Origin of the sequence: Haematobacter massiliensis, assembly GCF_000740795.1 — a bacterium.
Classification (GTDB): Bacteria; Pseudomonadota; Alphaproteobacteria; order Rhodobacterales; family Rhodobacteraceae; genus Haematobacter; species Haematobacter massiliensis.
Map to the genome: position 1 here is coordinate 263,857 of NZ_JGYG01000003.1, position 24,665 is coordinate 288,521.

Genomic DNA, 24,665 nt, shown 5'->3' on the forward strand with positions numbered 1-24,665 from the left:
GAGGCCTCCCTACATCTCCCGGGCGATAACGAAACGGGCGGTGTCACGCAACCGTTCCGCCTCGTCCCCATATGGGGTGAGCGCCGCGCACGCCTCCTCCACCAGCGAGATGGCACGTTTCCGCGCACCGTCGAGCCCGAGAAGCGACACGAACGTGGCCTTGCCCGCCTCCGCATCCTTGCGCAGACGTTTTCCGGCCTTTGCCGGGTCGCCCTCGGCATCCAGAATGTCGTCCGCGATCTGGAAGGCGAGACCCAGGGCCTCGGCATAGGCGCGCATCGGTCGCGGGTTCGCCCCTGCCAGCAGCGGCCCCGCCTCCGCCGACCAGCGGAACAGCGCCCCCGTCTTGTTGGCCTGCAGGACGGTGATCTCCTCCAGCGTCAGGGGGCGGGCCGCCGTCTCCGCTGCGATGTCCTGTGCCTGGCCCAGCACCATTCCCTCCGCGCCCGTCGCCCGCGCCAGCCCGGCAATGAGCTGGAGCCGGGTAGCGGCGTCCGGCGCCGTCTCCGGCCGGGAGAGGAGATCGAAGGCCAGTGTCTGCAAGGCATCGCCAGCCAGGATCGCCGTTGCCTCGTCCCATTTCACATGAACCGTCGGCTGACCCCGGCGCAGGTCATCGTCATCCATCGCGGGCAGGTCGTCATGGACGAGCGAATAGGCATGGACCGCCTCGACCGCCGCCGCCGCATGGACCGCCTGTTCAGGCGGAATGCCATGCAGCCGCGCGCCCTCCATGACCAGAAAGGCCCGCACCCGCTTGCCGCCGCTGACCGCGTACCGCATCGCCTCGATCACCGGCAGATCGCCGATGGGAGAGAGCGCCGCCTGAAGCCGTGCCTCCACCCGTTCGGCCGCCGCGCGCAGCGCCTCCTCGAACATCGGTGTCAGAGCCCCTCCGCCGGCCGCGTTCCCGTCGGCTGACCGTTCTGGAGCGTGATCTGCTCGACCCGTTCCTCCGCGGCACGCAGCTTCGCCTCGCAATGCTGGCGAAGCGCGTTGCCGCGCTCATAAAGGGCGATGGACGCCTCCAGCGCCACCTCCCCCCGTTCGAGCTGGCTTACCACCTGCTCCAGTTCCTTCAGCGCTTCCTCGAAGCTCAGCTCCGTCACGGGCTGCGTCATGGCCGGTCTCCTTGGTTCGCGCCCCTGAAATCACAAGGCTGCGCCGGAGTCGAGCCGCCCTACAGCGGTTGCCCGTTCCACCGATGTCCCGCGGCAGCCGGAAAACCGGGGGTTCGATGCCCCCGGCTTTCCGGGCCCTCGGGCTGCAGTCATGCCTCTCCGTTCAGTCGGGCGCCAGCATGTAGCCTTCGCCCCGCACGGTCTGCAGATAGCGGGGCTGACGCGGATCCTCCTCGATCTTGCGGCGCAGGCGGGTGATCTGCACATCGACGGCGCGTTCCTGCGCCTGCCCCTTGTCGCGCCCCAGATCTTCCACAAGCTTCTCGCGGGTCAGCGCCTCACCCGGATTGGCCGCGAAGATACGCATCAGCGCGACCTCCGTCGCCGTCAACCGAACGTGATCCGGCCCGCGCCACATCTCGCCCCGCTCAACGTCATATCGTACGGGGCCAAGCTGGATGACCTTCGGGCCGACCTGCTCGGGCCGCGCAGCAGGCACCCGGCGCAGGATCGCATTGATGCGCAGCAGAAGCTCCCGCGGCTCGAAGGGTTTCGTCAGATAGTCGTCCGCCCCCGCCTCGAGCCCCTTGATGCGGTCATCCGCCTCACCCTTCGCCGTCAGCAGCAGGATCGGCGTATCCAGGTCCTCACGGAGCGATTGTGTCAGGCTGATCCCGTCCTCGCCCGGCATCATCACGTCAAGCACCAGAAGATCGAATTCCAGCCCTGCGAGCAACCGCCGCGCCTGCGCCGCATCCCGTGCGGTGGATACGAGAAATCCGTTCCGTATCAGGAATTTCTGCAAAAGGCCGCGGATCCGCTGGTCGTCATCGACGATCAGCAGATGCGGCGCGGAAATCTCCGTCACGATCCCTGCTCCTTCAATCCGCCATAGAGCCGGCGCATCTCCGTATCCATCATCGCCTCCAGCACCTGCCGGAACCCCGCCACCGCCTCCGGCCCCGCCGCCCTGTAGGCCGCGCGCATCCGTGCCCGCTGCGCCTCCGACAGGTCGCGCTCCAGTGCGGTGCCGCGCTCCGTCAGGTAAAGATGCCGCTCCCGCTTGTCGTTGCGCCCCACCCGGCTTTCGACCAGCCCGTCCTCCACCAGCGCCCGCAGGACACGGTTCAGTGATTGCTTGGTCACGCCGAGGATCGCGAGCAGATTGTTCACCGTGGTCCCCGGGACGCGGTGGATGAAGTGCATCGCCCGGTGATGGGCGCGGCCATAGTCGTACTGCTCCAGAATCCGGTCAGGGTCTGCGGTAAATCCGCGATAGGCAAAGAACATCGCCTCGATGCCCTTGCGCAGCTGTTCGTCCGTCAGAAACAGCAGTCCCTCGCCCTGCACGGGCGATGCGCCGATACCTTCCGCCAACCTCGACCCCTTTTGCTCCGTGGCACCTGGAAACCGTGTTTACGTCAGGCATGTTGACTTTCCAAGAATCAATTGATAGCTCCGCCGGGCTTGCGCGCAATATTCTTCAAGATGAAGAAATCGCGGCGCAAGATTCGCCAAGGAAATCCCCGAGGCGGGGAAACACGAAAGGAATGGCCCGATGGCCGGCTCGTACGAAGACCGCGATGGCAAGATCTGGATGGATGGCAAACTGGTGGAATGGCGGGACGCGCAGGTGCATGTGCTGACCCATGCCCTGCACTATGCCTCCGCGGTATTTGAGGGTGAGCGGTGCTACAACGGCAAGATTTTCAAAGGCACCGAACATTCCCAGCGGCTCCACCACTCGGCCAACCTGCTCGACATGGAAATTCCCTTCACTGTTGAGGAAATCGACGCGGCGAAGGACGCGGTCCTCAAGGCCAACGGGCTGACCGACGGCTATGTGCGCGCACTTGCCTTCCGCGGCGCGGGTGACGAGATGGGCGTTTCCGCGATCGGCAATCCGGTGCGGCTCGCGATCGCCACTTGGGGATGGGGAGCCTATTACGGCGATGCCAAGATGAAGGGCGCGAAGCTCGACATCTCCAAATGGAAGCGGCCCTCGCCCGAAACCATCCCGGCGGAGGCCAAGGCGGCGGGCCTATACATGATCTGCACGATGTCGAAACATGCGGCGCAGGCCAAAGGCTGCTCCGACGCGCTGTTCTTCGACTACCGCGGCTATGTGGCGGAAGCGACCGGCGCGAACATCTTCTTCATCAAGGACGGCGAGGTGCATACGCCGCTGGCCGACAGCTTCCTCAATGGTATCACGCGCCAGACGGTGATCGGCCTGCTTCGCGATAAGCAGATCAAGGTGCATGAACGGCATATCCTGCCCGCCGAGATGGAAGGGTTCCAGCAATGCTTCCTGACCGGCACGGCGGCGGAAGTCACGCCAGTGGGTCAGATCGGTGACTACAACTTCGAGGTCGGTGCGATCACCCGCGACATCGCTCAAACCTATGAGGCGCATGTGCGCGCCTGAACGAAAAAGGTCCGGGTCAATCGACCCGGACCTGTCGCCCCGTGATGAGGGGCGAATGTCCCGCATCGAAATGCGGGAAAACTTAATACCTGCACATCCCCCTTGCGATGAGGACCGGCTCAGATCGCGCAAGTGATCGGGACAGGCGCAGCGGGCGCCGGATTCTAGCCCTGCGCTGGATTGGACAGGCAGCCTCCCCGACCCGTCCTTGCCGCGAATGTCAGGCCTCTCGGCCCCGATCTATCCGTAGAAACTCCGTCATGCGGCGCGCATCTCCTTGCGTACGAGATCGCTGCATCAGCGTCAGCGAGGCCGGCGCAGGATCTTCGCCGAGGACGACCTCCTGCCGGCGCCACAGATCGGACGCATTCTCCACAGGTGGTTTCAGGCTTTCGCTATGTCTCATCGTTGTTTTTCTCCCGCCTGTTTAATGGGCTGAATTCCGAGGACATGGGTAAAGTTTATAGCACCCCAAGAACGTTCTATCCAGTTTCTTTTCCGAACCGCCTCGGTCTCGCCGACGGGGGAAACGCAACAATATTTCATTATCATCACAAAAATGTAACGATTTCACTTCATAGAATCGTTTTCTACAAATATATTTGACAAATACGTCATATTTTCGTCATATTTTCTTAATACATGGAGAGGGTGGTCCTATGATTGCGTTCAATCGTACGTTCTATCTGGTTCTAATCGGGCTTCTCCTCCTCGATATGGTGCTTATCGGACTGCATGTCGCGCAGACGCCGAACGTGCCCGACCGGTTCAACATCATCAGTGAAACCAGCCTCGCGTCCCGTCTCCTCTATTTGAAATGGGCGCTCGTGGCTGCCGCCTGCGCTGCGATCGCCTGGGTCTGGAGGGTGCCGGTCTTTGCCGGGCTGGCCGTCTTCTTCACCGTGGTGTTGGCCGACGACATGTTGATGATCCATGAAAAGGGCGGGCGGCGCCTGGTATCCGCAATGCCCGACCTGCCCACCTTCGGCCTGCCCCGGGCGGATATTGGCGAGATCTATGTCTTCGGACTGCTGGGCCTCCTCGCCGGCATCGCGATGCTCTTCGGGATCCTGCGATCAAACCGGGAGTGGCTCGCACGGGCCGCGCTTTTCGTGCTTCCTTTCGTCGGGCTGGTGGCCTGCGCCATCGGCATGGACGCGCTCGGCGCCTATATGCGCCTGCACTACCCGGAGGCAGCGACCCTGTCCCTGGTCGGGATTGCGGAGGATGCGGGCGAGATCGTCTTCGGTTCGCTCGCGGTGGCGATCGGTGCGGGCATCTGGGCCAGCCTGCCCGTCACACGGACCAGCAGCGCGATGATCAGCCCGGCGGAGTGAGCCGGGCAAGAGCCCATGCCGCCGCCTCCGCCACCACCGGATCGGGATCACACAAGCGATCCCGCGCTACCGGGGCCAGGGCGGCCATCCCGGAATTTCCGATGGCGTAGAGCACGTTGCGCACAAATCTGTCGCGCCCGATCCGCTTGATGGGGCTACCGGAAAAGCGCTCGCGAAAGGCTTCATCGTCCAAAAGCGCCAGTTCCGCCAAAGGCGGCGAGACCAGATCCTCCCGCGCGGCATAGCGCGTCTCCCGCGCCTCGACCGCGAACTTGTTCCACGGGCAGGCCGCCAGACAATCGTCGCAGCCATAGATGCGATTGCCCATCCGCTCCCGTAGCGGCTCCTCCACCGGGCCGCGATGCTCGATGGTCAGGTAGGAGATGCAGCGGCGGGCATCCAGTTGATAGGGCGCGGGAAAGGCATCCGTCGGACAGGCGACCTGACAACGCGTGCAGGAACCGCAGTGATCCACCTCCGGCGCGTCCGACGGCAGGTCCAGCGTGGTAAAGATCGCGCCCAGAAAGAACCAGTTGCCCATCTCGCGGCTGACGAGATTGGTGTGCTTGCCCTGCCAACCCAGCCCCGCCGCTTGCGCCAGCGGCTTCTCCGGCACCGGTGCGGTATCGACGAACACCTTCACCTCGCCACCGCCTTCGGCGATCAGCCATCGGGCAAGCCGCTTCAGCCGTTTCTTCACCAGATCGTGATAATCCTTGCCCCGGGCATAGACGGAGATCGCCCCCCTGTCGCGTCGAGCGACGGCGGCCATGGGATTCTCCTCAGGCGTATAGCTCTCCGCCAGCATGATGACGGAACGCGCCTCCGGCCAGAGCGCGGCCGGCTCCGTCCGCCAATGCACCCGCTCCGCGAGCCAGCCCATCTGGCCATGAAACCCGGCGTCCAGGAAAGCTTGGTAACGCTCCGGCACTTCGGGGATATCCGTGGGGCGACAGAGGCGGGCGGCGGAGAAGCCCTCTGCCAGCGCCTGGGCGACCAGGCGTGTCTTCAGGTCAGAAGTCGAGGTCGGCATAGTGCCTGGGGGGCGGGAAGCCCGGCACCTGATCGGCCAGCAGCGAGCGGAACGACGGGCGCGACTTGATCTTGGCATACCAGTCCCGCACGTTGGCGGCCCGGTTCCAATCCACGTCGGAGATGTAGTCGAGACAGGACAGATGGGCCGCGGCGGCGAAATCGGCCAGCGTCATCACGTCTCCCGCCAGCCAGCGGCGCTGGTCGAGCAGCCAGCCCATATAATCGAGGTGATACTTGATCTTCTGCGCGCCCGACTTGACGTTCTTGCTGTCGGGATAGCCGAGGCCCATGATCTTCTTGTTCACCCGCTCATAGAGCAGCTTGGACGTGACCTCATGGTGGAACTTGTCGTCGAACCAGGCGCAGAGCCGGCGCACCTCGAAGCGTTCGTCGGGGCTTTTGGGAAACAGCGGCGGATTCGGTACGGTCTCCTCCAGATATTCGCAGATCGCCTGACTTTCGGACAGGACACGGTTGTTAAGTCGCAGGACCGGAACCTTGCCGGCAGGGTTGCGGCGCAGGAAATCCTGGTTCGGCTCCCAGTAACGCTCCTCCACCAGCTCGACCTCGATCCTCTTCTCCGCAAGTGTGAGACGGACCTTGCGGGAGAAGGGAGAGAGGGGGAAGTGAAAGAGCCTGTTCATCGCTGCGTCGTCTCGCGCTTCATGGATATCGGGTGGAATGGCCTTTCATCGCGTCCGCAGCGGGGAATTTCAATCCCGTCCGAAGGGAAACCCGCCTCAGCCGGTGAAACAGTTTGCGCGCCCGTCCGCGCGGATCGTCTGCGCCCCATCCTGTATCGCGGCCGCGCGACGCTGAACGAACGCCGTTGGCCGGCGCGGGTCACGACCTTTCGGGTCGGGCAGAATCGCGGCCAGCCGGGCAGACTGAGAGGGCGTGAGCCGGGCGGCATCGACATTGTAGTAATGCCGCGCCGCCGCCTGAACGCCGAAAACCCCCTCACCGAATTCCGCCACGTTCATGTAGACTTCAAGGATCCGCTGCTTGGACCAGAACGTCTCTACCAAGGGCGTCAGCACGGCTTCCAACGCCTTCCGGGGCCAGGAGCGGCCCTGCCAGAGATAGACGTTCTTCACCGTCTGCTGGCTGATGGTCGAGGCACCGCGCTGGCCACCTGCGTCGATGGCGCGCCTTATCTCCCCCATGTCGAAGCCCCAGTGCAGGCAGAAATTCGCATCCTCCGCCGCGACGATGGAGCGTGCCATCGAGGGGGCCACGTTGTCGAAATCCACCCATTCCTGTTCAACCCCTCCGAGCCTGCGGGATTCGGCGGCCATGTAGATGGTCGTGGGCGGATTGAAGACCGAGAAGAACAGCACAGCGGCAAGCAGTACGGCGACCAGCCCGATCGCTGCCCGGATCGCCCAACGGACCACGTCCTTCCGACCGGGCGCGAGACTGACACGCGACGGAGTTGAAGCGGCCTTCCGGCGGGCAGTCTTTGCGGGTTTCGCCATGGCGGAGCCAGACCATGTGGCGTCTCACCGGTCAAGTGCGACATGATGTGCGGATGTGGAAAACGACCGCTGTTGATTATGAGCGGCACACCGGAGGCTGCCCACCGGGCGGATACGCTCCTGCAGTGGCCAATCAAGCGGCATTCAGGGTCGCTTACACAGCGCATATGGGGAGGAGACGTCTGGCTCTCTGCCTCCTCCGCCCTGCGAGGGCGACCCGGACAACACCTGCCGGATTTGCGATCGCTTCATCCGGCAGGCGAAAGTGGGTCAGACCTCCGCCAGCGCCCGGACGATGGCATCGCCCATCTGCGAGGTGCTGAGCGGGGCGCGGTCGCCCGCCTGCATGAGATCAGCCGTCCGATCGCCGTCGGCCAGCACTTTCTCCACCGCGCGTTCCAGCCGGTCGGCCTCTGCGCCACGGTCGAAAGAGTAGCGCAGCGCCATGGCGAAGGAGAGAATGCACGCGATCGGGTTGGCCTTCCCCTGCCCCGCGATATCCGGCGCGGAGCCGTGCACCGGCTCATAGAGCGCCTTCGGCCGCCCGTTCGCCATCGGCGCACCAAGGCTTGCGGAGGGCAGCATGCCGAGGGAGCCGGTGAGCATCGCGGCGAGGTCGGACAGTAGATCACCGAAGAGGTTGTCCGTCACGATCACGTCGAATTGCCTGGGCCAGCGGGTAAGCTGCATGGCGCCGGCATCGGCATACATATGCGTCAGCTCCACATCGGGATATTCGTCGTCATGGATCTTCTGGACGACTTCACGCCACAGAACGCCCGATTCCATCACATTGGCCTTCTCCATCGAGCAGACCTTGTTGTTACGCCGCCGCGCCAGTTCGAAAGCCGAGCGGGCAACGCGGGCGATCTCGGATTCCGTATAGCGCTGGGTATTGATGCCGACCCGCTCATTGCCTTCGATGAAGATGCCGCGCGGTTCGCCAAAATAGACGCCCGAGGTCAACTCTCGCACGATCATGATGTCGAGGCCGGCAACCACCTCGCGCTTGAGCGAGGAGAAATCGGCCAGTGCGTCAAAACACTGTGCGGGCCGAAGGTTCGCGTAGAGGTCCATCTCCTTGCGCAGGCGCAGAAGCCCGCGCTCCGGCTTCACCGAAAAGTCCAGCACATCGTATTTCGGGCCGCCCACCGCGCCGAGCAGCACGGCATCCACCGATTGCGCCAGCTCCATCGTCTCGTCCGTGAGTGGCGTGCCATGCGCGTCATAGGAGCAGCCGCCGACAAGGCCCTCGTGAATGTCGAAGACAAGGCCCTGACCGGCGAACCAGTCGATGACCTTGCGAACCTCGGTCATCACTTCGGGGCCGATGCCATCGCCGGGCAGGATGAGAAGCGACGGGTTAGACATGGGCAATTCCTCCTAATACGCCGTGATGGCCTAGCCGTCGTCCTCTCGCCGGTCAAGCGGCGTGCATCAGAGCGGAGATTTTGGGCCGCGGACTCACTGCCGAACCGGCAGATCCCGCATGGCTCCGACCGTCTCGGCGGAGAGTGCCGGCAAGTCCGGTCCCGGCCCTGCGGCAGTCGCTTGCTCCGCCCGCGGCGACGGGAGGGGATCGACGGCGTACCGCGGGGCTATTCCATGCGCTGCCGCCGCGCGCGCCGCGGGGAGAGCAACATCCACCACCACGACGGCGTGGCGGTCCTCCCCTTCCGCAGAAAGCAGAGCGCCGGAGAGAAGGATCAGATCGCGGGAGGGCAGGACATAGTCAACACGCAACCGCCCCGGCCCCTGCTTGCCGGAGCGCAGCATCGTCCAGTCCGCCGTCGCCTTGCCCCCCTGCGCATCGGCGGGGCGGGGATCGGTCAGACGTGGATCGGCCAGAAGGCGCACCATGGCCTGACGCATGCCATCGCCGCCTTCCGGGTCCAGATTGGCGCCCCCCATCAGCACGAACGGCGGTGAAGGCGGTACTCCCAGACCTCCATCCAGCAGAGCGCCCCAGAACGCGGTTTCGTCGTGATTGCGCCGGAGGCTCAGTTCCCCGCCAGAGGCTGGCGGCCCCGCACACCATGTCAGCAGCGTCAACCGCCCGCCCTCCCACAGGAGCGGCACCTGCCAATGCCCGGTGGTGGAGAGCCTTTGCATCTCCGCCGCCCGGCCCGTCAGGGGAGAGAGATTGCCCGGAAGATCGCGCCAGAGCATCGTGCTGTGATCGACGATCTCCTCCCGCGCAATGGGCAGGCGGGACAGGATGGCCATTCCCTTCTCCCCGCTGAAATTGCCGAAACCCTGCGCGTCGGCCGGTCCGCCCAGGCGACCATCGCCATTCAGATCCAGCCTCGTCGCCATGCCGGTATTCGGCCGGAGCGCCAGGCGATGTGGATAGTCGATCCCCGCCGCCCTCACCCGATCCGCAAGCGCATTGAGCGCCAGCCCGTCGTGGTCCCAGTCGATGCCGCACAGCAGCAGCACATCCGCCCCCGCCGCCACGATCCGGCGCACCGCGGTTTCCACCGCCGGCGCGGCCGGTTTCAGCAGATCACGATACAGCAGGCCCGGCCCATCACGGGTGAGTTCGGTTGTATATTGCGCAAGCCGCAGCCGGTCACCCGCAAAGGCAGGTGTGGCGAGGAACAGCAGGAGGAGAAGCCGCAGCATCCCCATAGAATGCCACGACTTTCCTAAGACACGGTTAACAGGCGCGGCAAGCTCCGAATGACAACGCTCCGGCAGCCGGGAAATCCGCTCTGCGGCGGTTCGAAGCCCGTCCAGTGCCTAATAGGTCAAACCCGTTGACCGGCTTTTACGCAGACCACGGTCCGGTCAGGCCCAGGGGCGGGACATCCGCGTCTTTGCCTCATAGGCGTCGATGTCGCCCGCGTTCTCCAGCGTCAGACCGATGTCGTCGAGACCATTCAGCAGGCAGTGCTTGCGGAACGGGTCGATCTCGAAGTGGAAAACCTCACCTTCCGAGGCGGATACGGTCTGCGCCTCGAGATCCACGGTGATCCGCGCGTTGGAGCCGCGACGGGCATCCTCCATCAGCCGATCCACCTGCTCCTGCGGAAGCGTGATCGGCAGAATGCCATTCTTGAAGCAGTTATTGTAGAAGATGTCGGCAAAGCTGGTGGAAACCACGCAGCGGATGCCGAAGTCCAGAAGCGCCCAGGGCGCATGCTCGCGCGAGGATCCGCAGCCGAAGTTGTCGCCCGCGACGATGATCTCCGCATTGCGGTAGGCGGGCTGGTTCAGCACGAAATCCGGCTTCTCCGTCCCGTCGGACTCATAGCGCATCTCGTCGAACAGGTTCTTGCCCAGCCCTGTGCGCTTGATCGTCTTGAGGAACTGCTTGGGGATGATCATGTCCGTGTCGATATTGACCAGCGGCATCGGCGCTGCGACCCCGGTCAGCGTGGTGAAGCGGTCCATCAGGCAATCTCCCTTTCGCCGGTCAGTTCGCGCACATCCACCAGATGGCCGGCAACGCCTGCAGCAGCGGCCATGGCGGGGCTCATCAGATGCGTGCGCCCGCCGCGGCCCATGCGGCCCTCGAAATTGCGGTTGGAGGTGCCCGCGCAGCGCTCGCCGGGGGCGAGCTGATCGGGGTTCATGCCGAGGCACATGGAGCATCCCGCCAGCCGCCATTCAAACCCGGCCGCGCGGAAGATGTCAGCCAGGCCCTCCTCCTCCGCCTGCAACCGGACGAGGCCCGATCCCGGCACCACCATGCCCCGCACGCCCGAGGCGAGCTTGCGCCCTTTCAGCACGGCGGCGGCGGCGCGCAGATCCTCGATCCGGCCATTGGTGCAGGAACCGATGAACACGGCGTCGATCGGGATCTCCGACAGCGGGGTTCCGGGCGTCAGACCCATGTAGTCGAGGCTGCGCCGCGCAGCTTCCGCCTTTGCGCCGGGAAAATCCTCTGGGTTCGGCACGATGCCGGTGATCGGCAGCACGTCCTCCGGGCTGGTGCCCCAAGTCACCACCGGGGCAATATCCTCGCCCTTCAGCACCACCACCTTGTCGTAATGCGCGCCCTCATCGGTGAAGAGGGTCTCCCAGTAGGCGACCGCTGCCTCCCAGGCCGCGCCCTTGGGCGCATGCGGCCGGCCCATGACATAGGCGAAGGTCGTCTCGTCCGGCGCGATCAGCCCCGCCCGCGCCCCGCCTTCGATCGCCATGTTGCAGACCGTCATCCGGCCTTCCATGGACAGCTCGCGAATCGCCTGGCCGCAATATTCGATGACATAGCCGGTGCCGCCTGCCGTGCCAGTCGCGCCGATGACGGAAAGCGTGATGTCCTTCGCCGTGACACCGGGGCGCAGGCTGCCGGTGATCTCCACCTTCATGTTCTTGGACTTCTTCTGGATCAGCGTCTGGGTGGCAAGCACATGCTCCACCTCCGACGTGCCGATGCCATGCGCCAGCGCTCCGAAGGCGCCGTGCGTCGCGGTATGGCTGTCGCCGCAGACGACGGTCATGCCGGGGAGCGTCCAGCCCTGCTCCGGCCCGACGATGTGGACGATTCCCTGACGGATGTCGTTCACGGGATAATAGACCACGCCGAAATCGCGGGCGTTCTTGTCCAGCGCATCGACCTGAATCCGGGATTCCTCGTTGTCGATGCCCTTCTCGCGGTCCCAGGTGGTGGGGACGTTGTGATCGGGCACGGCGATGGTCTTCTCGGGTGCGCGGACCTTGCGGCCCGTCATGCGCAGACCTTCGAAGGCCTGCGGGCTCGTCACCTCATGCACGAGGTGGCGGTCTATATAGAGCAGGCAGGTGCCGTCTTCGGACTGGTGCACGACGTGATCGTCCCAGATCTTGTCGTAGAGCGTGCGGGGACCGCGGCTGACGGTGTCGGCTGACATCGGAATTCACTCCGTTCGGAATGGCTGTTGCGCGGCAATGCGCGCGGCTTTTCGGAAGAGTGTCGCAAGGCGCATGGGGCGGACGCGTGACGGCGCCGCCCGCGCGATCAAAGTCGCCCGAGGATCGAATGCTCCACGCCGAAAAAGCGGCCCGGAAGCCGTGCGCGGTCGTGGATATTGAAATAGACGAAGCCTCTCATGGCCGCTCTCATATCGGCATTTCCGGCGGCAGGCAAGCACCTACCGCCGCATGGCGCAACAACCGGATTGCGGTTACGCGCGGCAAGCAAGTTTGTTGCGCGCAGCCTGCGGGAAGCACAGCGTCGGTTCCGCCCTCGTTCCAACGTCAGCCTCCGCCACAAAGCTCAGCCGCTGCGCCCTCCCGCGACGAAGATCAACCCTTCGCCAGCTCCGCGTCGATCGCCGCGACGACACGGGGGTCATCCGCCGGGATATCCGGGGCAAAGCGGGCAACCACCTCTCCCGCGCGGGACACCAGGAATTTCTCGAAGTTCCACTGCACCTCCGGCTTGGGGTTCATGGCGATCCCCTTACCCTCCAGCCGGGCGCGCCAGGGGCCCTCGCCCTCCGCCTCCGGGATCGCCTCGGTTAGCGCGGTATAGAGCGGATGGCGGTCGGCGCCGGCCACGGAAATCTTGGAGAACATGGGAAAGGTGACGTCATAAGTGACGGAGCAGAACTCCGCGATCTCACCGTCCGACCCGGGCTCCTGCCCCAGAAAGTCGTTCGCGGGGAAGCCCAGCACTTCAAAACCCTGATCCTTCTTGGCCTCGTAGAGCGCCTCCAGCCCGGCATATTGCGGGGTGAGGCCGCATTTCGACGCGACATTGACGACGAGGAGCACCTTGCCGGCATGGGCGCCAAGCGTGTCGGGGCTGCCGTCGATACGGGTGAGCGGAAGGGTGGTGAGCGTAGCCATGGAGGGTCTCCGGCAGGGGTTTGTCAGCGGCTGTCCGGCAAGGGTATCGGCGAATGCCATCCGCCGGATGCCGTCACGCACCATGCCCCAGCCGGGCCGCGCCGTCACCCCCGCCTGTCAATGCTCATCACTTCTGCGCGGTTAGCTGAAAATCACGGCAGTAAGGGCACGAATCCGGGGCCGCTGTGCATTGAGAAATCGCCGTCGAAGTGTTAAATGGATAAGCGTCCCGGCGCCGGGGAGGATCGGGCGCGCAGATCAAGGAGGACAATGTCCTGTCGTACGTATCGCCCGCGGTCGGCGCCAAGACCGCTCCGGGAGCAGAGGCCTTGAGCGCCGCACCCGAAGGGACCATCGCAGAGCCCTCCAGTGAGGAGCTGCTGTCCCGCATCGTCGCCTCTCTGGATGACGACAAGGCCGAGGAGATCGTGACGATCGACCTCAGGGGCCGGTCATCGGTTGCCGATTACATGGTGATCTGCTCCGGTCGGTCGTCCCGCCAGGTGGCCGCCATCGCCGATAAGCTCGTCGAGCGCCTGAAGGAGGACTATCGTCGCTCCTGCAAGATCGAGGGCAAGGAGCAGGGCGACTGGGTGCTGATCGACGCCGCCGATGTCATCGTTCACGTCTTCCGCCCGGAAGTGCGCGAGTTCTATCAGCTCGAGAAGATGTGGATGCCCACCGGCCCCCGCGCCGCGTGAGCCTTGGACCTGCCTGACGGCCTGCGGGACGATCGGGCGGAGGGGTGCTGCATCAGCGGTGCCGAGGATGTGACGCGCCGTGAAAGTGCAGATTTGCGCCGTGGGCCGGCTTCGAAGCGGCCCGGAGGCGGAGCTTGTTGCGGATTACCTCGCACGTTTCGACCGCACCGGCCGCCCGCACGGCCTTGGCCCCGCGACGATCGCGGAGGTTGAGGACCGCAAGGGCGGCGGCATGGCTGCGGAGGCGGAGCTTCTGCAACGCAGTCTGCCCGCTGGCGCCCTGACCGTCGTGATGGACGAGCGGGGGCAGATGCCCTCATCCCCCGACTTTGCCGCGATGCTTGTCCGCTGGCGCGATCAGGGCCGCGACGTGGCCTTCGTGATCGGCGGGGCGGACGGGCTGTCTCCCGCCCTGCGCGACAGGGCCGACGCCGCCATCTCCCTCGGCACGATGGTCTGGCCGCACATGCTTGTCCGGGTGATGCTGGCCGAACAGCTCTACCGCGCCGCGACCATCATCGCCGGAACCCCTTACCACCGCGCCTGAAATCTCTGCCGGAGCCCGCCCTGGCCGGTAGTGTCCACCCTGACAATCGCCATGCTCGCAATGGCCATGCTCGGCCCCCGCACGAAACCGTCACCGGCGGGCGGCGGAGTTGCCTTGCGCAGCGGCGGAGCGTAGAACCCATGCGACCCGGCCGTTGCCATCCGCCTTTGCCAGCCAAGGAGCCTCTCATGCCGTCGATAAAGCCCGTGGTGCTCTGCATTCTCGACGGCTGGGGATTGCGGGAGGATCGAGAGGCAAATGCCCCGGCGCTCGCCGCGACGCCGAATTTCGACGGGCTGTGGGCCAACTGTCCGCATGCGACGCTCATCACTCATGGTCCGGATGTGGGCCTGCCGACGGGGCAGATGGGCAATTCGGAGGTCGGCCACACCAATATCGGTGCCGGCCGCGTGGTGGCGATGGATCTGGGACAGATCGACCTTGCCATCGAGGATGGCAGCTTCTTCGCCAATGAGGCCCTCCGTGCGTTCTTGTCGCGTGTGCAAGCGGCGAACGGGCGGGTGCATCTGATGGGCGTCATCTCCGACGGCGGCGTCCATGGTCACATCGAACATGTGCTGGCCGCGGCGCGCGCCGCGACAGAGGCCGGGCTGGCGGTGCTCGTCCATGCGATCACCGATGGGCGGGACGTGGCACCCACCTCAGCGCCCCGCTTCATCGCCGATCTGGCGGCGCGGCTGCCCGCCGGGGCGGAGATCGCCACGGTTTCCGGTCGTTACTACGCCATGGATCGTGATAACCGCTGGGAGCGGGTGGGCCTTGCCTATGACGCCATCGTGCGGGGCGGCGGAGAGCGTGCCCCCGATGCCGTGACCGCCGTGGCAGCCGCCGCGGCGCGGGGCGAAACCGACGAATTCATCCGGCCCACGATCATCGACGGCTATGCCGGCGCGCAGGATGGCGACGGTTTCTTCTGTCTGAACTTCCGGGCCGACCGTGCGCGGGAGATCATGGCCGCCATCGGCGCGCCGGACTTCGACGCTTTCGACACCGGGCCGCGGCCCGAATGGTCAGCGCTGCTCGGGATGGTGGAATATTCGGAGGCCCACAACGCCTACCTGACGACCGCCTATCCCAAGCGGGACATCGTGAATACCCTCGCCTCCTGGGTGGCGGATCATGGCCTGCGGCAGTTCCATATCGCGGAGACGGAGAAATATCCCCATGTCACCTTCTTCCTGAACGGCGGCAGGGAAGCCCCCGTGACGGGAGAGGATCGCTACATGGCGAAATCCCCCAAGGTCGCGACCTATGACCTGCAACCCGAGATGTCGGCGGATGAGGTGACCGATCACCTCGTCGCCGCGATCGGAGAGGGTTATGACCTGATCGTGGTGAACTATGCCAACCCCGACATGGTGGGCCATACCGGCATCCTCTCCGCCGCCATCACCGCCTGCGAGACGGTGGACCGGGGGCTGGGCCGGGTGATCGCCGCCGTCGATGCCGCAGGCGGGGCGCTGATCGTCACCGCCGATCATGGCAACTGCGAGACGATGGCCGATCCCGTGACCGGCGGGCCGCATACGGCCCATACGACGAATCCCGTTCCGGTAATTCTCCATGGCGGCCCGGAGGGGGCATCGCTGGTCTCGGGCAGGCTTGCCGATCTCGCGCCGACGGTTCTGGACCTCATGGGCCTGCCGAAGCCGGTGGAGATGACCGGCGAAAGCCTCGTGCGGCGATGAGCCAGTCCCTGACGGCCATGTGGCGGATCGCTCTGCCCGTTTTCCTCGCGCTGGGTCTGGCCATGCCGGTCAGAGCGGAAGACGATCCGGCGGATTCCGCGCGGTCGGCGGCGGCCGCGCTCGCAGCAGCCATCGACAGCCTGGATGCCGCGACCGGCGCGCAGGACAGAGTGGCGGCGCTCACCCTCACCATCCGTGCCTATGAGGACGGGCTGGCCGCCGCGCGGGAGGCGCTGCGCCGTGTGACCCACCGCGACGCTGAAATCCGCGCCGACCTGAACGGAAAGCGGGAGCGTGTCTCCCGGCTGGTGGGGGTCATGACGGGCATGAGCCGCGATCCCGCCCCCGTCCGCGTGCTGCATCCCGCCGGTCCGCTCGGATCTGCGCAGGCGGCGATGATCCTGGGCGACATCGCACCGGCGCTGGAGGCGGAGACGCACACGCTCCGGCAGGAACTGGCGGAACTGGGGGAGCTGCGCGCCCTCCAGCAGCAGGTCACCGAGATGCTGGAGAAGGGCCTCGGCGCGGCACAGACCGCGCGCACCGATCTGGCGAAGGCGATCTCCGACCGGCGTGACCTGCCACAGCGCTTCACCGAAGATCCCGCCGTTCTCCGCGCCCTGATCGAAAGCCATGATACGCTCGACAGCTTCGCCGAGGCGGTTGCAGGCGGAGAGACGGTGAGCCCGGGCGAGGGGCCGTTCGGCTCCGTCAAGGGTGACCTCATGCTCCCGGTGGCGGGCGACCTGCTCCGCGGCTACCGGGAGACCGACGCGGCAGGCGTGAGCCGCCCCGGCATGATCGTCGCCGCCCCGCCCCGCTCGCTGGTGGTGACGCCCGCTTCGGCAACGATTCGCTACATTGGCCCGCTTGCCGGCTATGGCAATGTGGTGATCCTCGAACCGGCCGCCGGCTATCTCATGGTGCTGGCCGGGCTGGGGGAGACCTACGGCCGCATCGGACAGGTCGTGCCCGCAGGCTCTCCCGTGGGCCTGATGGGGGGCGAGGATACGCGCACCGCTGAGCTATCGGCCGACATCGCGGGCCGCGCACGAAATGTCGCAGATGCACAGAATGTCGTGAACGATGCCCGCCCGGATGCACAAGCCGCTGGCGCGATGGCCCCGGAGACGCTTTACATTGAGGTCAGGCAGGGGGGGTCGCCCGTGGATCCCGCCGAGTGGTTCGCTGAGACAAGGATGTTTCCATGAAGAAGTTCGTGATGGCCGCGCTCGGCGGCACGGTTGCCGGGGTGCTGCTCACCACGCAGGTCGCAGGGCCGCTTGTCGCGCAGGAAGCCAAGGAGAATGCTTCCGTCTACCAGCAGCTCGATCTCTTCGGGGACATCTTCGAGCGGATCCGCGCCCAGTATGTGGAGCCCGTGGATACCTCGAAGCTGATCCAGGCGGCGATCAACGGGATGCTCACCTCTCTCGATCCGCATTCCAGCTATCTCGCGCCGGACGATTTCAGCGACATGCAGGTGCAGACCAAGGGCGAATTCGGCGGCCTCGGCATCGAGGTCACGCAGGAGGAGGGTTTCGTCAAGGTCGTCTCCCCCATGGACGACAGCCCGGCGGACAAGGCAGGCATCCAGTCCGGCGACTACATCACCCATGTGAACGGCGAAACCGTCATGGGCCTGACGCTGGACCAGGCGGTCGACATGATGCGTGGCCCCATCGGGTCGGAGATCACCATCACCGTCGTGCGCAAGGACAAGCCCGAGCCGTTCGACGTGACGCTGACCCGCGATACGATCAAGCTCACCGCCGTGACTGCGCGGATGCAGGGCTCCACCATGGTGCTCCGCGTCTCCACCTTCAACGACCAGACGTTCCAGAACCTGGACGACGGCTACAAGAAGATGCTGGAGGAGGCGGGCGGCGCGGACAAGGTCTCGGGCGTCGTTCTCGATCTGCGCAACAACCCCGGCGGGCTGCTCACCCAGGCGATCAAGGTCTCGGATGCGTTCCTCGAATCGGGGGAGATCGTCTCTACCCGTGGCCGCAACCCCCAGGACGGGGAGCGTTACAACGCCACCGCCGGCGACATCACCGGGGCGAAGCCGATGGTGGTGATCATCAACGGCGGCTCCGCCTCCGCTTCGGAGATCGTGGCGGGCGCCCTGCAGGATCACCGGCGGGCAGTGGTCGTCGGCACCAAATCCTTCGGCAAGGGTTCGGTGCAGACCGTGATCCCGCTGAAGGGCGATGGGGCCATGCGGCTGACCACGGCGCGCTACTACACGCCTTCGGGCCGGTCGATCCAGTCTCTCGGCGTCTCGCCCGACATCTGGGTTGAGCAACCCCCGCCCAAACCCGCGGCAGAGGATGAAGGCACGACCAACACGCTGGCCGCGCGGATCCGCTCGGAAGCCGACCTTCGCGGCGCGATCACCAACGACAGCATGACGGACGACGAACGCAAGCAGCTTCAGGAAGAACAGCATCAGGCCGAACTCGCCGCGAAACTGCGGACAGAGGATTATCAGCTAGCCTATGCCGTGGATATTCTGAAAGGGCTGTCCGCCCTCGAACTGCCGCAGTAACGCGTATCGACAGGGCGCAGGATAGTCAGACGGACGACCCGATTTCATTCGGGTAGTCCTGACGGACGGAGGAAGCATGGCCAAGGAATTGCCCTATCGCCCCGGCGCGGGCGTGATGCTGCTCAATGAGGCGGGCCTCGTCTGGGCAGGGATGCGCCGCGACACCGCGGGGGCATGGCAGATGCCGCAGGGCGGGCTGGACGAGGGGGAGGATCCTCGCGCCGCCGCCCTTCGGGAACTGCGGGAGGAGACGGGCATTTCGCCTGACCTCGTCGAGATCATCGCGGAGACCGGCTGGGTCACCTACGACCTGCCGCCCGAACTGCTTGGCAAGGTCTGGAAGGGCCGGTATCGCGGCCAACGGCAGAAGTGGTATCTCATGCGCTTCCACGGCGAAGACAGCGCGGTGGACATCGCACAGGACCACCCGGAGTTTTCCGAATGGCGCTGGATGCGCGCGGACGACCTGCTGGACTACATCGTGCCCTTCAAGCGCACGCTTTATGTCGATGTCATCAATAGCTTTCGGACATATCTCGCATAACACTTTTTTCTGCGTCGCAGCAAAAATCTGCTGCTCTGCATAAATGGTTGATTGATCGCTCCTTCGCTTCCCGTTTATCCCTTTCTGACTCGGAGTGGTGCGGGGAGCGAAGATGCCAAACTTCCGGAAGATACTGATAGCGAACCGTGGCGAGATTGCGATCCGTGTGATGCGGGCCGCAAACGAGTTGGGCAAGCAGACGGTTGCGGTCTATGCGGAGGAGGACAAGCTGAGCCTCCACCGCTTCAAGGCGGACGAGGCTTACCGGATCGGCGAGGGTCTGGGACCGGTTGCGGCCTATCTGTCGATCCCGGAGATCATCCGCGTGGCGAAGATGTCGGGCGCGGATGCGATCCATCCGGGCTATGGCCTGCTGTCGGAAAACCCGGATTTCGTGGAAGCCTGCGATGCCGCGGGCATCGTGTTCATCGGGCCCAAGGCGGAGACGATGCGCGCCCTCGGCGACAAGGCGAGCGCGCGGCGGGTGGCAATCGCGGCAGGGGTGCCGGTGATCCCGGCCACCGAGGTTCTGGGCGACGATTTCGCCGCGATCCGCGCGGAGGCGGGAGAAATCGGCTATCCGCTGATGCTGAAGGCAAGCTGGGGCGGCGGCGGGCGGGGAATGCGCCCCATCAACAACCCCGATGAGCTGGAGGCCAAGGTGCGCGAGGGCCGTCGCGAGGCCGAGGCCGCCTTCGGCAACGGCGAGGGTTATCTGGAGAAGATGATCCTGCGCGCCCGGCATGTGGAGGTCCAGCTTCTCGGCGATGACCACGGCGGTCTTTACCATCTCTACGAGCGCGACTGCACCGTGCAGCGGCGCAACCAGAAGGTCGTGGAGCGCGCGCCCGCCCCTTACCTCACGCCGGAGCAACGGGCGGAGATCTGCGAACTCGGGCTGAAGATCGGGCGGGCGGTAGGCTATCGCAACGCCGGAACGGTCGAGTTCCTGATGGATATGGACAGCGAGCAGTTCTACTTCATCGAGGTGAACCCCCGCGTCCAGGTCGAACATACCGTGACGGAGGAAGTCACCGGCATCGACATCGTCCAGGCCCAGATCCGCATCGCGGAGGGTGAGACACTGGCAGAGGCCACCGGGGCGCCGACGCAGGCAGACGTGCAGCTCAAGGGTCACGCCCTGCAGTGCCGGGTGACGACGGAGGATCCGCAGAACAACTTCATCCCCGACTATGGCCGCATCACCGCCTATCGCACCGCGACGGGCATGGGCATCCGGCTGGACGGCGGCACGGCCTATGCCGGTTCCGTGGTCACGCGGTATTATGACTCGCTGCTGGTGAAGGTCACCGCCTGGGCTCAGACGCCGGAGAAGGCGATCGCCCGGATGGACCGGGCGCTCAGGGAGTTCCGCATCAGGGGCGTGTCCACCAACATCGCCTTTGTCGAGAACCTGCTGAAGCACCCGACCTTCCTGACGCTGGCTTACACGACCAAGTTCATCGACACGACGCCCGAGCTGTTTCGCTTCGAGACCGGGCAGGACCGGGCGACACGGCTGCTCACCTACATCGCCGATGTGACGGTGAACGGCCATCCGGAAACCAAGGGCCGCGGCCCCCTCCCCGCCGAAGTGCGGGCTCCCGTGCCGCCGCCCGTGACGCTGGACGCGCCGCCTGCCGGCACGCGGACCCTGCTGGACGAGCAGGGGCCGCAGGCCGTGGTGGACTGGATCTCGGGTCAGAAGAAGCTCCTGCTCACCGATACGACCATGCGCGACGGGCACCAATCGCTGCTGGCCACGCGAATGCGGTCGATCGACATGGTGCGTGCGGCCCCGGCCTATGCGCATCTGCTGCCGGGCCTGTTCTCCGTGGAATGCTGGGGAGGGGCGACGTTCGACGTGGCCTACCGCTTCCTCCAGGAATGCCCGTGGCAGCGCCTGCGGGACATAAGGGAGGGGATGCCGAACATCCTGACCCAGATGCTGCTCCGCGCCTCCAACGGGGTGGGCTATACCAACTATCCCGACAACGTCGTGCAATCTTTCGTGCGGCAGGCAGCGGCGTCCGGTGTTGATGTGTTCCGCGTGTTCGACAGCCTGAACTGGGTGGAGAACATGCACGTGGCACTGGATGCAGTGATCGAGTCGGGCAAGATCTGCGAGGCCGCGATCTGCTACACCGGCGACCTGCTGGATCCGGAGCGGTCCAAGTATGACCTGCAATACTACCTGAAGATGGGTCAGGAATTGAAAGCCGCGGGCACCCATATCCTCGGCATCAAGGATATGGCAGGGCTTCTGAAACCCGCCGCCGCCCGGGTGCTGATCCGCACGCTGAAGGAGGAACTCGGCCTGCCGATCCACTTCCACACCCATGATACCTCCGGCATTGCCGGGGCTACGGTGCTGGCGGCGGCGGAAGCAGGGGCAGATATCATCGATGCGGCGATGGATGCGTTCTCGGGGGGCACGTCACAGCCCTGCCTGGGCTCCATCGTTGAGGCGCTGCGCCATACGGAGCGCGACACCGGGCTGGACATCGCCGCGATCCGGCAGCTCTCCGACTACTGGGAAGGCGTGCGCGCACAATATGCCGCTTTCGAGGCCGGGATGCAGGCCCCCGCTTCGGAGGTCTACCTGCATGAGATGCCGGGCGGCCAGTTCACCAACCTCAAGGCGCAGGCCCGCTCTCTCGGGCTGGAAGACCGCTGGCCGGAGATCGCGCAGGCCTATGCCGATGCCAACCAGATGTTCGGCGACATCGTTAAGGTCACCCCCTCGTCCAAGGTGGTGGGGGACATGGCGCTGATGATGGTGGCGCAGGGCCTCTCGCGGGCACAGGTGGAGGATCCGGGCACGGATGTGGCCTTCCCGGATTCCGTTGTGGACATGATGAAGGGCAACCTCGGTCAGCCGCCCGGAGGCTTCCCCGAAGGCATTCTGAACAAGGTTCTGAAAGGCGAGCGGCCCGACACGACCCGCCCGGGTGCGCGCATGGCCCCGGTGGATTTGGCACAGGCGCGGGCAAAGCTGGAGGCGGACCTGCCCGGCGAACACGTGGATGACGAGGATTTCGCCGGCTGGCTGATGTATCCCAAGGTGTTCCTCGACTACCGCGCCCGGCATCGTACCTATGGCCCGGTGCGGGCATTGCCCACGCGCACCTTCTTCTACGGCATGGAACCGGGGGAGAGCGTGGAAGCCACGCTCGACCTTGGCAAGACACTGGACATCCGCCTACAGACCGTCGGCGAGACCTCGGACGAAGGGGAGGTCAAGGTGTTCTTCGAACTGAACGGCCAACCCCGCGTCATCCGCGTGCCCGACCGGTCAGCCGTGGCAAAGGCCGGCGCGCGTCCCAAGGCGGTGGAGGGCAATCCCGCCCATATCGGTGCCCCCATGCCCGGCTCCATCGCCACCGTGCTCGTGAAACCCGGCACCAAGGTCCGGGCCGGCGATCTCCTCCTCACCATCGAGGCGATGAAGATGGAAACCGGCCTTCACGCCGACCGTGAAGCCGTGGTCAAGGCCGTCCACGTCACCCCCGGCAGCCAGATCGACGCGAAGGATCTCCTCGTCGAAATGGATTGAAAAGGCGCCACGCCGCTCTTCGGAGCCGGCGTGGCGACGTGTTGCAGGCGGCCCGCCAACGGCCACCTGCCGCAGCCCGAAGCTGACGGCCCGACGGGAAGTCCCAGCCTTGGCCGGAGGGTCGGAGCCTCATTCTCCGCATTGCCGGACCGACCGGATTTTCCAGCGTCACTTATGCGCTTCAGGGAGCGGCGGAGCCTGCGCCGCCTTCTCAGAACCGGTCACCGGAGCAGAGAGGACAGCGGCGAAGCGGACGCCCGTCCAATGGGTCCATTTGGCACTCGCGATCAACCTGCAATACGTCGGCTGATGGCGAGTTATCTTGGTTTTCTGACGCCGTTCCGAATGACCTGCCGGTTCTTTGGATGATCGGCCGTCACTCTGTGATCGCAGCGTAGATCGGCGGACCTCGGCCGTGCGCCCCGAGGCTTCATCGCCGAAAGCTCGTCCCCGACAGCCGCGTTGTCACTGGCATGACCTTTTTCCCTCGCGAAAAGGTTGCTGGCGATATGCGACCGGCGACGCGCCCAAAAGAACCTCTCCGACGGTTCGGATGCGCTGGAACCGGACGGAGTCCCAGACCGATCCTCGCAAGCCTCTTGGCCAAGGTCACGGTGGTGCATTTCGTGATGGCGGAGCGCTTCCAGCCAATCATGGCAGGCTCCCATGCCAAAAGCTCGCAGACGAGAGGAGCCTGATGACGACCAGTCCTAAGCGTCCAACACTGCGGGCGAAGAGGCAATGGAAGCGACGTGGCCCCTGATCGAGTGCGCGAAGCAGGATGAACGCGCCGGCGCAGCGCTGCGATCTGTCCAGAGCTTGCGGAGGGCCTGCGAACGAGGAGGCTGGGGCTGTTCCCGAGCAGGTCTGCGGGATGTTCACCACCCGGTGCCATTGAGCCGCTGGATTTCAGATGATTTGAGAGGCAACCCGGCCTGCACCTCTCGCCGAGAGGGTCGGAAAAAGGCCGCCAGCCACGACAAGCGTTGCTGCAACCCCGTCGAGATCAATTTGGCAGGATGATGGAGCGGGGACGTGTTTCCCGCGACGCAGCAGGTATTCCTCGTCTGCCCACCCCGCCCCGATCAGGCAGCCATCCTTTCACGCCAATGACTTGTCAGCCTGCGGAAACAAGCCCGGGTTGCGAACTCCCGCTTTTCGCCGGCGCGGGACGAGCCGAATGCCGTGCCACCGAAGGGCGCTCGCCACGGCTGACGGGTCTCATCCGCGAAAGCGTCGGTGGCGCCGCGTTGGGGCGTCGGAGAGCCCTTCGATCTTCCCGGCATGCTACTCGCTGCCCGAGGTCTCACCGGTGAGATCGGCAGGACGGTCTATGTCGTGGAGCATTTGGGGCGCAACCTGAATCAGCCCGTCCCCGGTGATGGTCTGAAGCATGTGTCCCGCCCCCCTGTCCCCCTCAAGGGCCAGCAGGGCCTCAAAGCTGTCCGCGTCGAAGGCTGCGGGGGGCATGCGCCGCACGCCATCCGTCACGCAGGACGCTCCGCGACCCGAAAGTACCGCCGCCATCGTGGCTGTGTCGATGCGGGGCATGTCGGCCAGCACGATGAGCAGCCGGTCCGCCCCCATCTCGCGCGCCCGCCGCACCCCAAGCCGAAGGCTCGCGGACTGCTCCGCCGGACGCGGCGGACGGAGCATGTCGTAACCGGGCAGAAGTGGTGACAGTTCTGGCGCTGCCACGGCGATCCGCGCCTCCAGCGGGACCGCCGCCAGCGCGGAGGCAGCCCAGGAGATGAGCGGGTGCCCCGTCCAGTCGGCCAGCAACTTGTCCTGCGTTCCGAAACGCCGCGACAGGCCACCGGCGAGCAGGAGCCCTACCCTCATGCAGCCCCCCTGTCACAGGACGCAGAAAACAACCGGGC

22 protein-coding genes are annotated in these 24,665 nt (G+C 65.4%); 9 read left to right on the top strand and 13 right to left on the bottom strand.

The genetic code is table 11. The annotated features are described in order from the left end of the window. Positions 1 to 9: 9 nt before the first annotated feature. The 4 genes from CN97_RS07055 to CN97_RS07070 form a co-directional block, all read right to left on the bottom strand. Positions 10 to 879: a polyprenyl synthetase family protein gene (locus tag CN97_RS07055; RefSeq protein ID WP_035709059.1), complete on the bottom strand. Its 870-nt coding sequence runs from the start codon at positions 877 to 879 to the stop codon at positions 10 to 12. Positions 880 to 884: 5 nt separating this feature from the next. After that, complete coding sequence (locus tag CN97_RS07060; protein WP_035709062.1) at positions 885 to 1,121, bottom strand: exodeoxyribonuclease VII small subunit; 237 nt, start codon at positions 1,119 to 1,121, stop codon at positions 885 to 887. 163 nt (positions 1,122 to 1,284) lie between these two features. After that, positions 1,285 to 1,980 (bottom strand): response regulator, encoded by a 696-nt coding sequence (locus tag CN97_RS07065; protein ID WP_084684047.1) that lies wholly within the window; start codon positions 1,978 to 1,980, stop codon positions 1,285 to 1,287. 5 nt (positions 1,981 to 1,985) lie between these two features. Beyond that, positions 1,986 to 2,498 (bottom strand): MarR family winged helix-turn-helix transcriptional regulator, encoded by a 513-nt coding sequence (locus tag CN97_RS07070; RefSeq protein WP_035709068.1) that lies wholly within the window; start codon positions 2,496 to 2,498, stop codon positions 1,986 to 1,988. A gap of 181 nt (positions 2,499 to 2,679) precedes the next feature. Here CN97_RS07070 and CN97_RS07075 point away from each other — a divergent pair, with 181 nt between their 5' ends. Together CN97_RS07075 and CN97_RS07080 are read left to right on the top strand one after the other, a co-directional pair. Next, on the top strand, positions 2,680 to 3,549 hold the full coding sequence (locus CN97_RS07075; RefSeq protein WP_035709071.1) for a branched-chain amino acid aminotransferase: 870 nt from the start codon (positions 2,680 to 2,682) through the stop codon (positions 3,547 to 3,549). Between the two features lie 659 nt (positions 3,550 to 4,208). Next, positions 4,209 to 4,886 carry a hypothetical protein gene (locus CN97_RS07080; protein WP_035709074.1) on the top strand — a complete coding sequence of 226 codons (678 nt, stop codon included), beginning with the start codon at positions 4,209 to 4,211 and terminating at the stop codon, positions 4,884 to 4,886. Here the strand turns inward: CN97_RS07080 and queG are convergent. From queG to CN97_RS07120, 8 genes are all read right to left on the bottom strand, one after another. Beyond that, positions 4,870 to 5,919 carry a tRNA epoxyqueuosine(34) reductase QueG gene (queG, locus tag CN97_RS07085; protein ID WP_035709079.1) on the bottom strand — a complete coding sequence of 350 codons (1,050 nt, stop codon included), beginning with the start codon at positions 5,917 to 5,919 and terminating at the stop codon, positions 4,870 to 4,872. The genes CN97_RS07080 and queG overlap by 17 nt on opposite strands. After that, positions 5,900 to 6,565 (bottom strand): FtsZ-binding protein FzlA, encoded by a 666-nt coding sequence (fzlA, locus tag CN97_RS07090; protein ID WP_035709082.1) that lies wholly within the window; start codon positions 6,563 to 6,565, stop codon positions 5,900 to 5,902. Before fzlA ends, queG begins: the two co-directional genes overlap by 20 nt. A 96-nt stretch (positions 6,566 to 6,661) precedes the next feature. Further along, positions 6,662 to 7,399, bottom strand: coding sequence for a monofunctional biosynthetic peptidoglycan transglycosylase (gene mtgA / locus CN97_RS07095; protein WP_035709084.1), 738 nt, complete (start codon positions 7,397 to 7,399; stop codon positions 6,662 to 6,664). Between the two features lie 270 nt (positions 7,400 to 7,669). Further along, positions 7,670 to 8,770 carry a 3-isopropylmalate dehydrogenase gene (gene leuB / locus CN97_RS07100; RefSeq protein ID WP_035709086.1) on the bottom strand — a complete coding sequence of 367 codons (1,101 nt, stop codon included), beginning with the start codon at positions 8,768 to 8,770 and terminating at the stop codon, positions 7,670 to 7,672. 93 nt (positions 8,771 to 8,863) lie between these two features. Next, a complete protein-coding gene (locus tag CN97_RS07105; protein ID WP_131389564.1) occupies positions 8,864 to 10,024 on the bottom strand; it encodes an endonuclease/exonuclease/phosphatase family protein in 1,161 nt (386 codons plus the stop codon). Between the two features lie 165 nt (positions 10,025 to 10,189). Then, positions 10,190 to 10,795 (bottom strand): 3-isopropylmalate dehydratase small subunit, encoded by a 606-nt coding sequence (gene leuD, locus CN97_RS07110; protein ID WP_035709089.1) that lies wholly within the window; start codon positions 10,793 to 10,795, stop codon positions 10,190 to 10,192. Then, the gene (leuC, locus tag CN97_RS07115) at positions 10,795 to 12,237 is read right to left on the bottom strand and encodes a 3-isopropylmalate dehydratase large subunit (RefSeq protein ID WP_035709093.1); all 1,443 of its coding nucleotides are present in this window, start codon (positions 12,235 to 12,237) and stop codon (positions 10,795 to 10,797) included. Before leuC ends, leuD begins: the two co-directional genes overlap by 1 nt. 394 nt (positions 12,238 to 12,631) lie before the next feature. Beyond that, the gene (locus CN97_RS07120; RefSeq protein WP_035709095.1) at positions 12,632 to 13,177 is read right to left on the bottom strand and encodes a glutathione peroxidase; all 546 of its coding nucleotides are present in this window, start codon (positions 13,175 to 13,177) and stop codon (positions 12,632 to 12,634) included. A gap of 329 nt (positions 13,178 to 13,506) precedes the next feature. Between CN97_RS07120 and rsfS the strand changes: the two genes are divergently transcribed. The 7 genes from rsfS to CN97_RS07155 all read left to right on the top strand — a co-directional run bounded on the left by rsfS (position 13,507) and on the right by CN97_RS07155 (position 22,785). Next, positions 13,507 to 13,878 (top strand): ribosome silencing factor, encoded by a 372-nt coding sequence (gene rsfS / locus CN97_RS07125; protein WP_051911032.1) that lies wholly within the window; start codon positions 13,507 to 13,509, stop codon positions 13,876 to 13,878. Positions 13,879 to 13,957: 79 nt separating this feature from the next. Next, the gene (gene rlmH / locus CN97_RS07130; protein ID WP_035709098.1) at positions 13,958 to 14,425 is read left to right on the top strand and encodes a 23S rRNA (pseudouridine(1915)-N(3))-methyltransferase RlmH; all 468 of its coding nucleotides are present in this window, start codon (positions 13,958 to 13,960) and stop codon (positions 14,423 to 14,425) included. A 188-nt stretch (positions 14,426 to 14,613) separates the two neighbouring features. Beyond that, on the top strand, positions 14,614 to 16,134 hold the full coding sequence (gpmI, locus tag CN97_RS07135; protein ID WP_035709100.1) for a 2,3-bisphosphoglycerate-independent phosphoglycerate mutase: 1,521 nt from the start codon (positions 14,614 to 14,616) through the stop codon (positions 16,132 to 16,134). Continuing rightward, positions 16,131 to 17,345, top strand: coding sequence for a murein hydrolase activator EnvC family protein (locus tag CN97_RS07140; RefSeq protein WP_051911033.1), 1,215 nt, complete (start codon positions 16,131 to 16,133; stop codon positions 17,343 to 17,345). The genes gpmI and CN97_RS07140 overlap by 4 nt, the downstream gene beginning before the upstream one ends. Then, positions 17,342 to 18,685, top strand: a complete 1,344-nt coding sequence (locus tag CN97_RS07145) for a S41 family peptidase (protein WP_035709103.1) — start codon at positions 17,342 to 17,344, stop codon at positions 18,683 to 18,685. The genes CN97_RS07140 and CN97_RS07145 overlap by 4 nt, the downstream gene beginning before the upstream one ends. 76 nt (positions 18,686 to 18,761) lie before the next feature. Further along, positions 18,762 to 19,229 (top strand): RNA pyrophosphohydrolase, encoded by a 468-nt coding sequence (locus CN97_RS07150; RefSeq protein ID WP_035709105.1) that lies wholly within the window; start codon positions 18,762 to 18,764, stop codon positions 19,227 to 19,229. Between the two features lie 112 nt (positions 19,230 to 19,341). Next, positions 19,342 to 22,785: a pyruvate carboxylase gene (locus tag CN97_RS07155; protein ID WP_035709108.1), complete on the top strand. Its 3,444-nt coding sequence runs from the start codon at positions 19,342 to 19,344 to the stop codon at positions 22,783 to 22,785. A 1,287-nt stretch (positions 22,786 to 24,072) separates the two neighbouring features. Here CN97_RS07155 and CN97_RS07160 read toward each other — a convergent pair. Continuing rightward, the gene (locus tag CN97_RS07160; RefSeq protein WP_035709111.1) at positions 24,073 to 24,627 is read right to left on the bottom strand and encodes a nucleotidyltransferase family protein; all 555 of its coding nucleotides are present in this window, start codon (positions 24,625 to 24,627) and stop codon (positions 24,073 to 24,075) included. Positions 24,628 to 24,665: the final 38 nt, after the last annotated feature.

Excerpts from the sequence above, each read along its gene's own strand:
- CN97_RS07055 (WP_035709059.1), bottom strand. The coding sequence starts at position 879 with ATGTTCGAGGAGGCGCTGCGCGCGGCGGCCGAACGGGTGGAGGCACGG.
- CN97_RS07060 (WP_035709062.1), bottom strand. The coding sequence starts at position 1,121 with ATGACGCAGCCCGTGACGGAGCTGAGCTTCGAGGAAGCGCTGAAGGAA.
- CN97_RS07075 (WP_035709071.1), top strand. The coding sequence starts at position 2,680 with ATGGCCGGCTCGTACGAAGACCGCGATGGCAAGATCTGGATGGATGGC.
- CN97_RS07080 (WP_035709074.1), top strand. The coding sequence starts at position 4,209 with ATGATTGCGTTCAATCGTACGTTCTATCTGGTTCTAATCGGGCTTCTC.
- queG (WP_035709079.1), bottom strand. The coding sequence starts at position 5,919 with ATGCCGACCTCGACTTCTGACCTGAAGACACGCCTGGTCGCCCAGGCG.
- fzlA (WP_035709082.1), bottom strand. The coding sequence starts at position 6,565 with ATGAACAGGCTCTTTCACTTCCCCCTCTCTCCCTTCTCCCGCAAGGTC.
- mtgA (WP_035709084.1), bottom strand. The coding sequence starts at position 7,399 with ATGGCGAAACCCGCAAAGACTGCCCGCCGGAAGGCCGCTTCAACTCCG.
- leuB (WP_035709086.1), bottom strand. The coding sequence starts at position 8,770 with ATGTCTAACCCGTCGCTTCTCATCCTGCCCGGCGATGGCATCGGCCCC.
- CN97_RS07105 (WP_131389564.1), bottom strand. The coding sequence starts at position 10,024 with ATGCTGCGGCTTCTCCTCCTGCTGTTCCTCGCCACACCTGCCTTTGCG.
- leuD (WP_035709089.1), bottom strand. The coding sequence starts at position 10,795 with ATGGACCGCTTCACCACGCTGACCGGGGTCGCAGCGCCGATGCCGCTG.
- leuC (WP_035709093.1), bottom strand. The coding sequence starts at position 12,237 with ATGTCAGCCGACACCGTCAGCCGCGGTCCCCGCACGCTCTACGACAAG.
- CN97_RS07120 (WP_035709095.1), bottom strand. The coding sequence starts at position 13,177 with ATGGCTACGCTCACCACCCTTCCGCTCACCCGTATCGACGGCAGCCCC.
- gpmI (WP_035709100.1), top strand. The coding sequence starts at position 14,614 with ATGCCGTCGATAAAGCCCGTGGTGCTCTGCATTCTCGACGGCTGGGGA.
- CN97_RS07140 (WP_051911033.1), top strand. The coding sequence starts at position 16,131 with ATGAGCCAGTCCCTGACGGCCATGTGGCGGATCGCTCTGCCCGTTTTC.
- CN97_RS07145 (WP_035709103.1), top strand. The coding sequence starts at position 17,342 with ATGAAGAAGTTCGTGATGGCCGCGCTCGGCGGCACGGTTGCCGGGGTG.
- CN97_RS07150 (WP_035709105.1), top strand. The coding sequence starts at position 18,762 with ATGGCCAAGGAATTGCCCTATCGCCCCGGCGCGGGCGTGATGCTGCTC.
- CN97_RS07155 (WP_035709108.1), top strand. The coding sequence starts at position 19,342 with ATGCCAAACTTCCGGAAGATACTGATAGCGAACCGTGGCGAGATTGCG.
- CN97_RS07160 (WP_035709111.1), bottom strand. The coding sequence starts at position 24,627 with ATGAGGGTAGGGCTCCTGCTCGCCGGTGGCCTGTCGCGGCGTTTCGGA.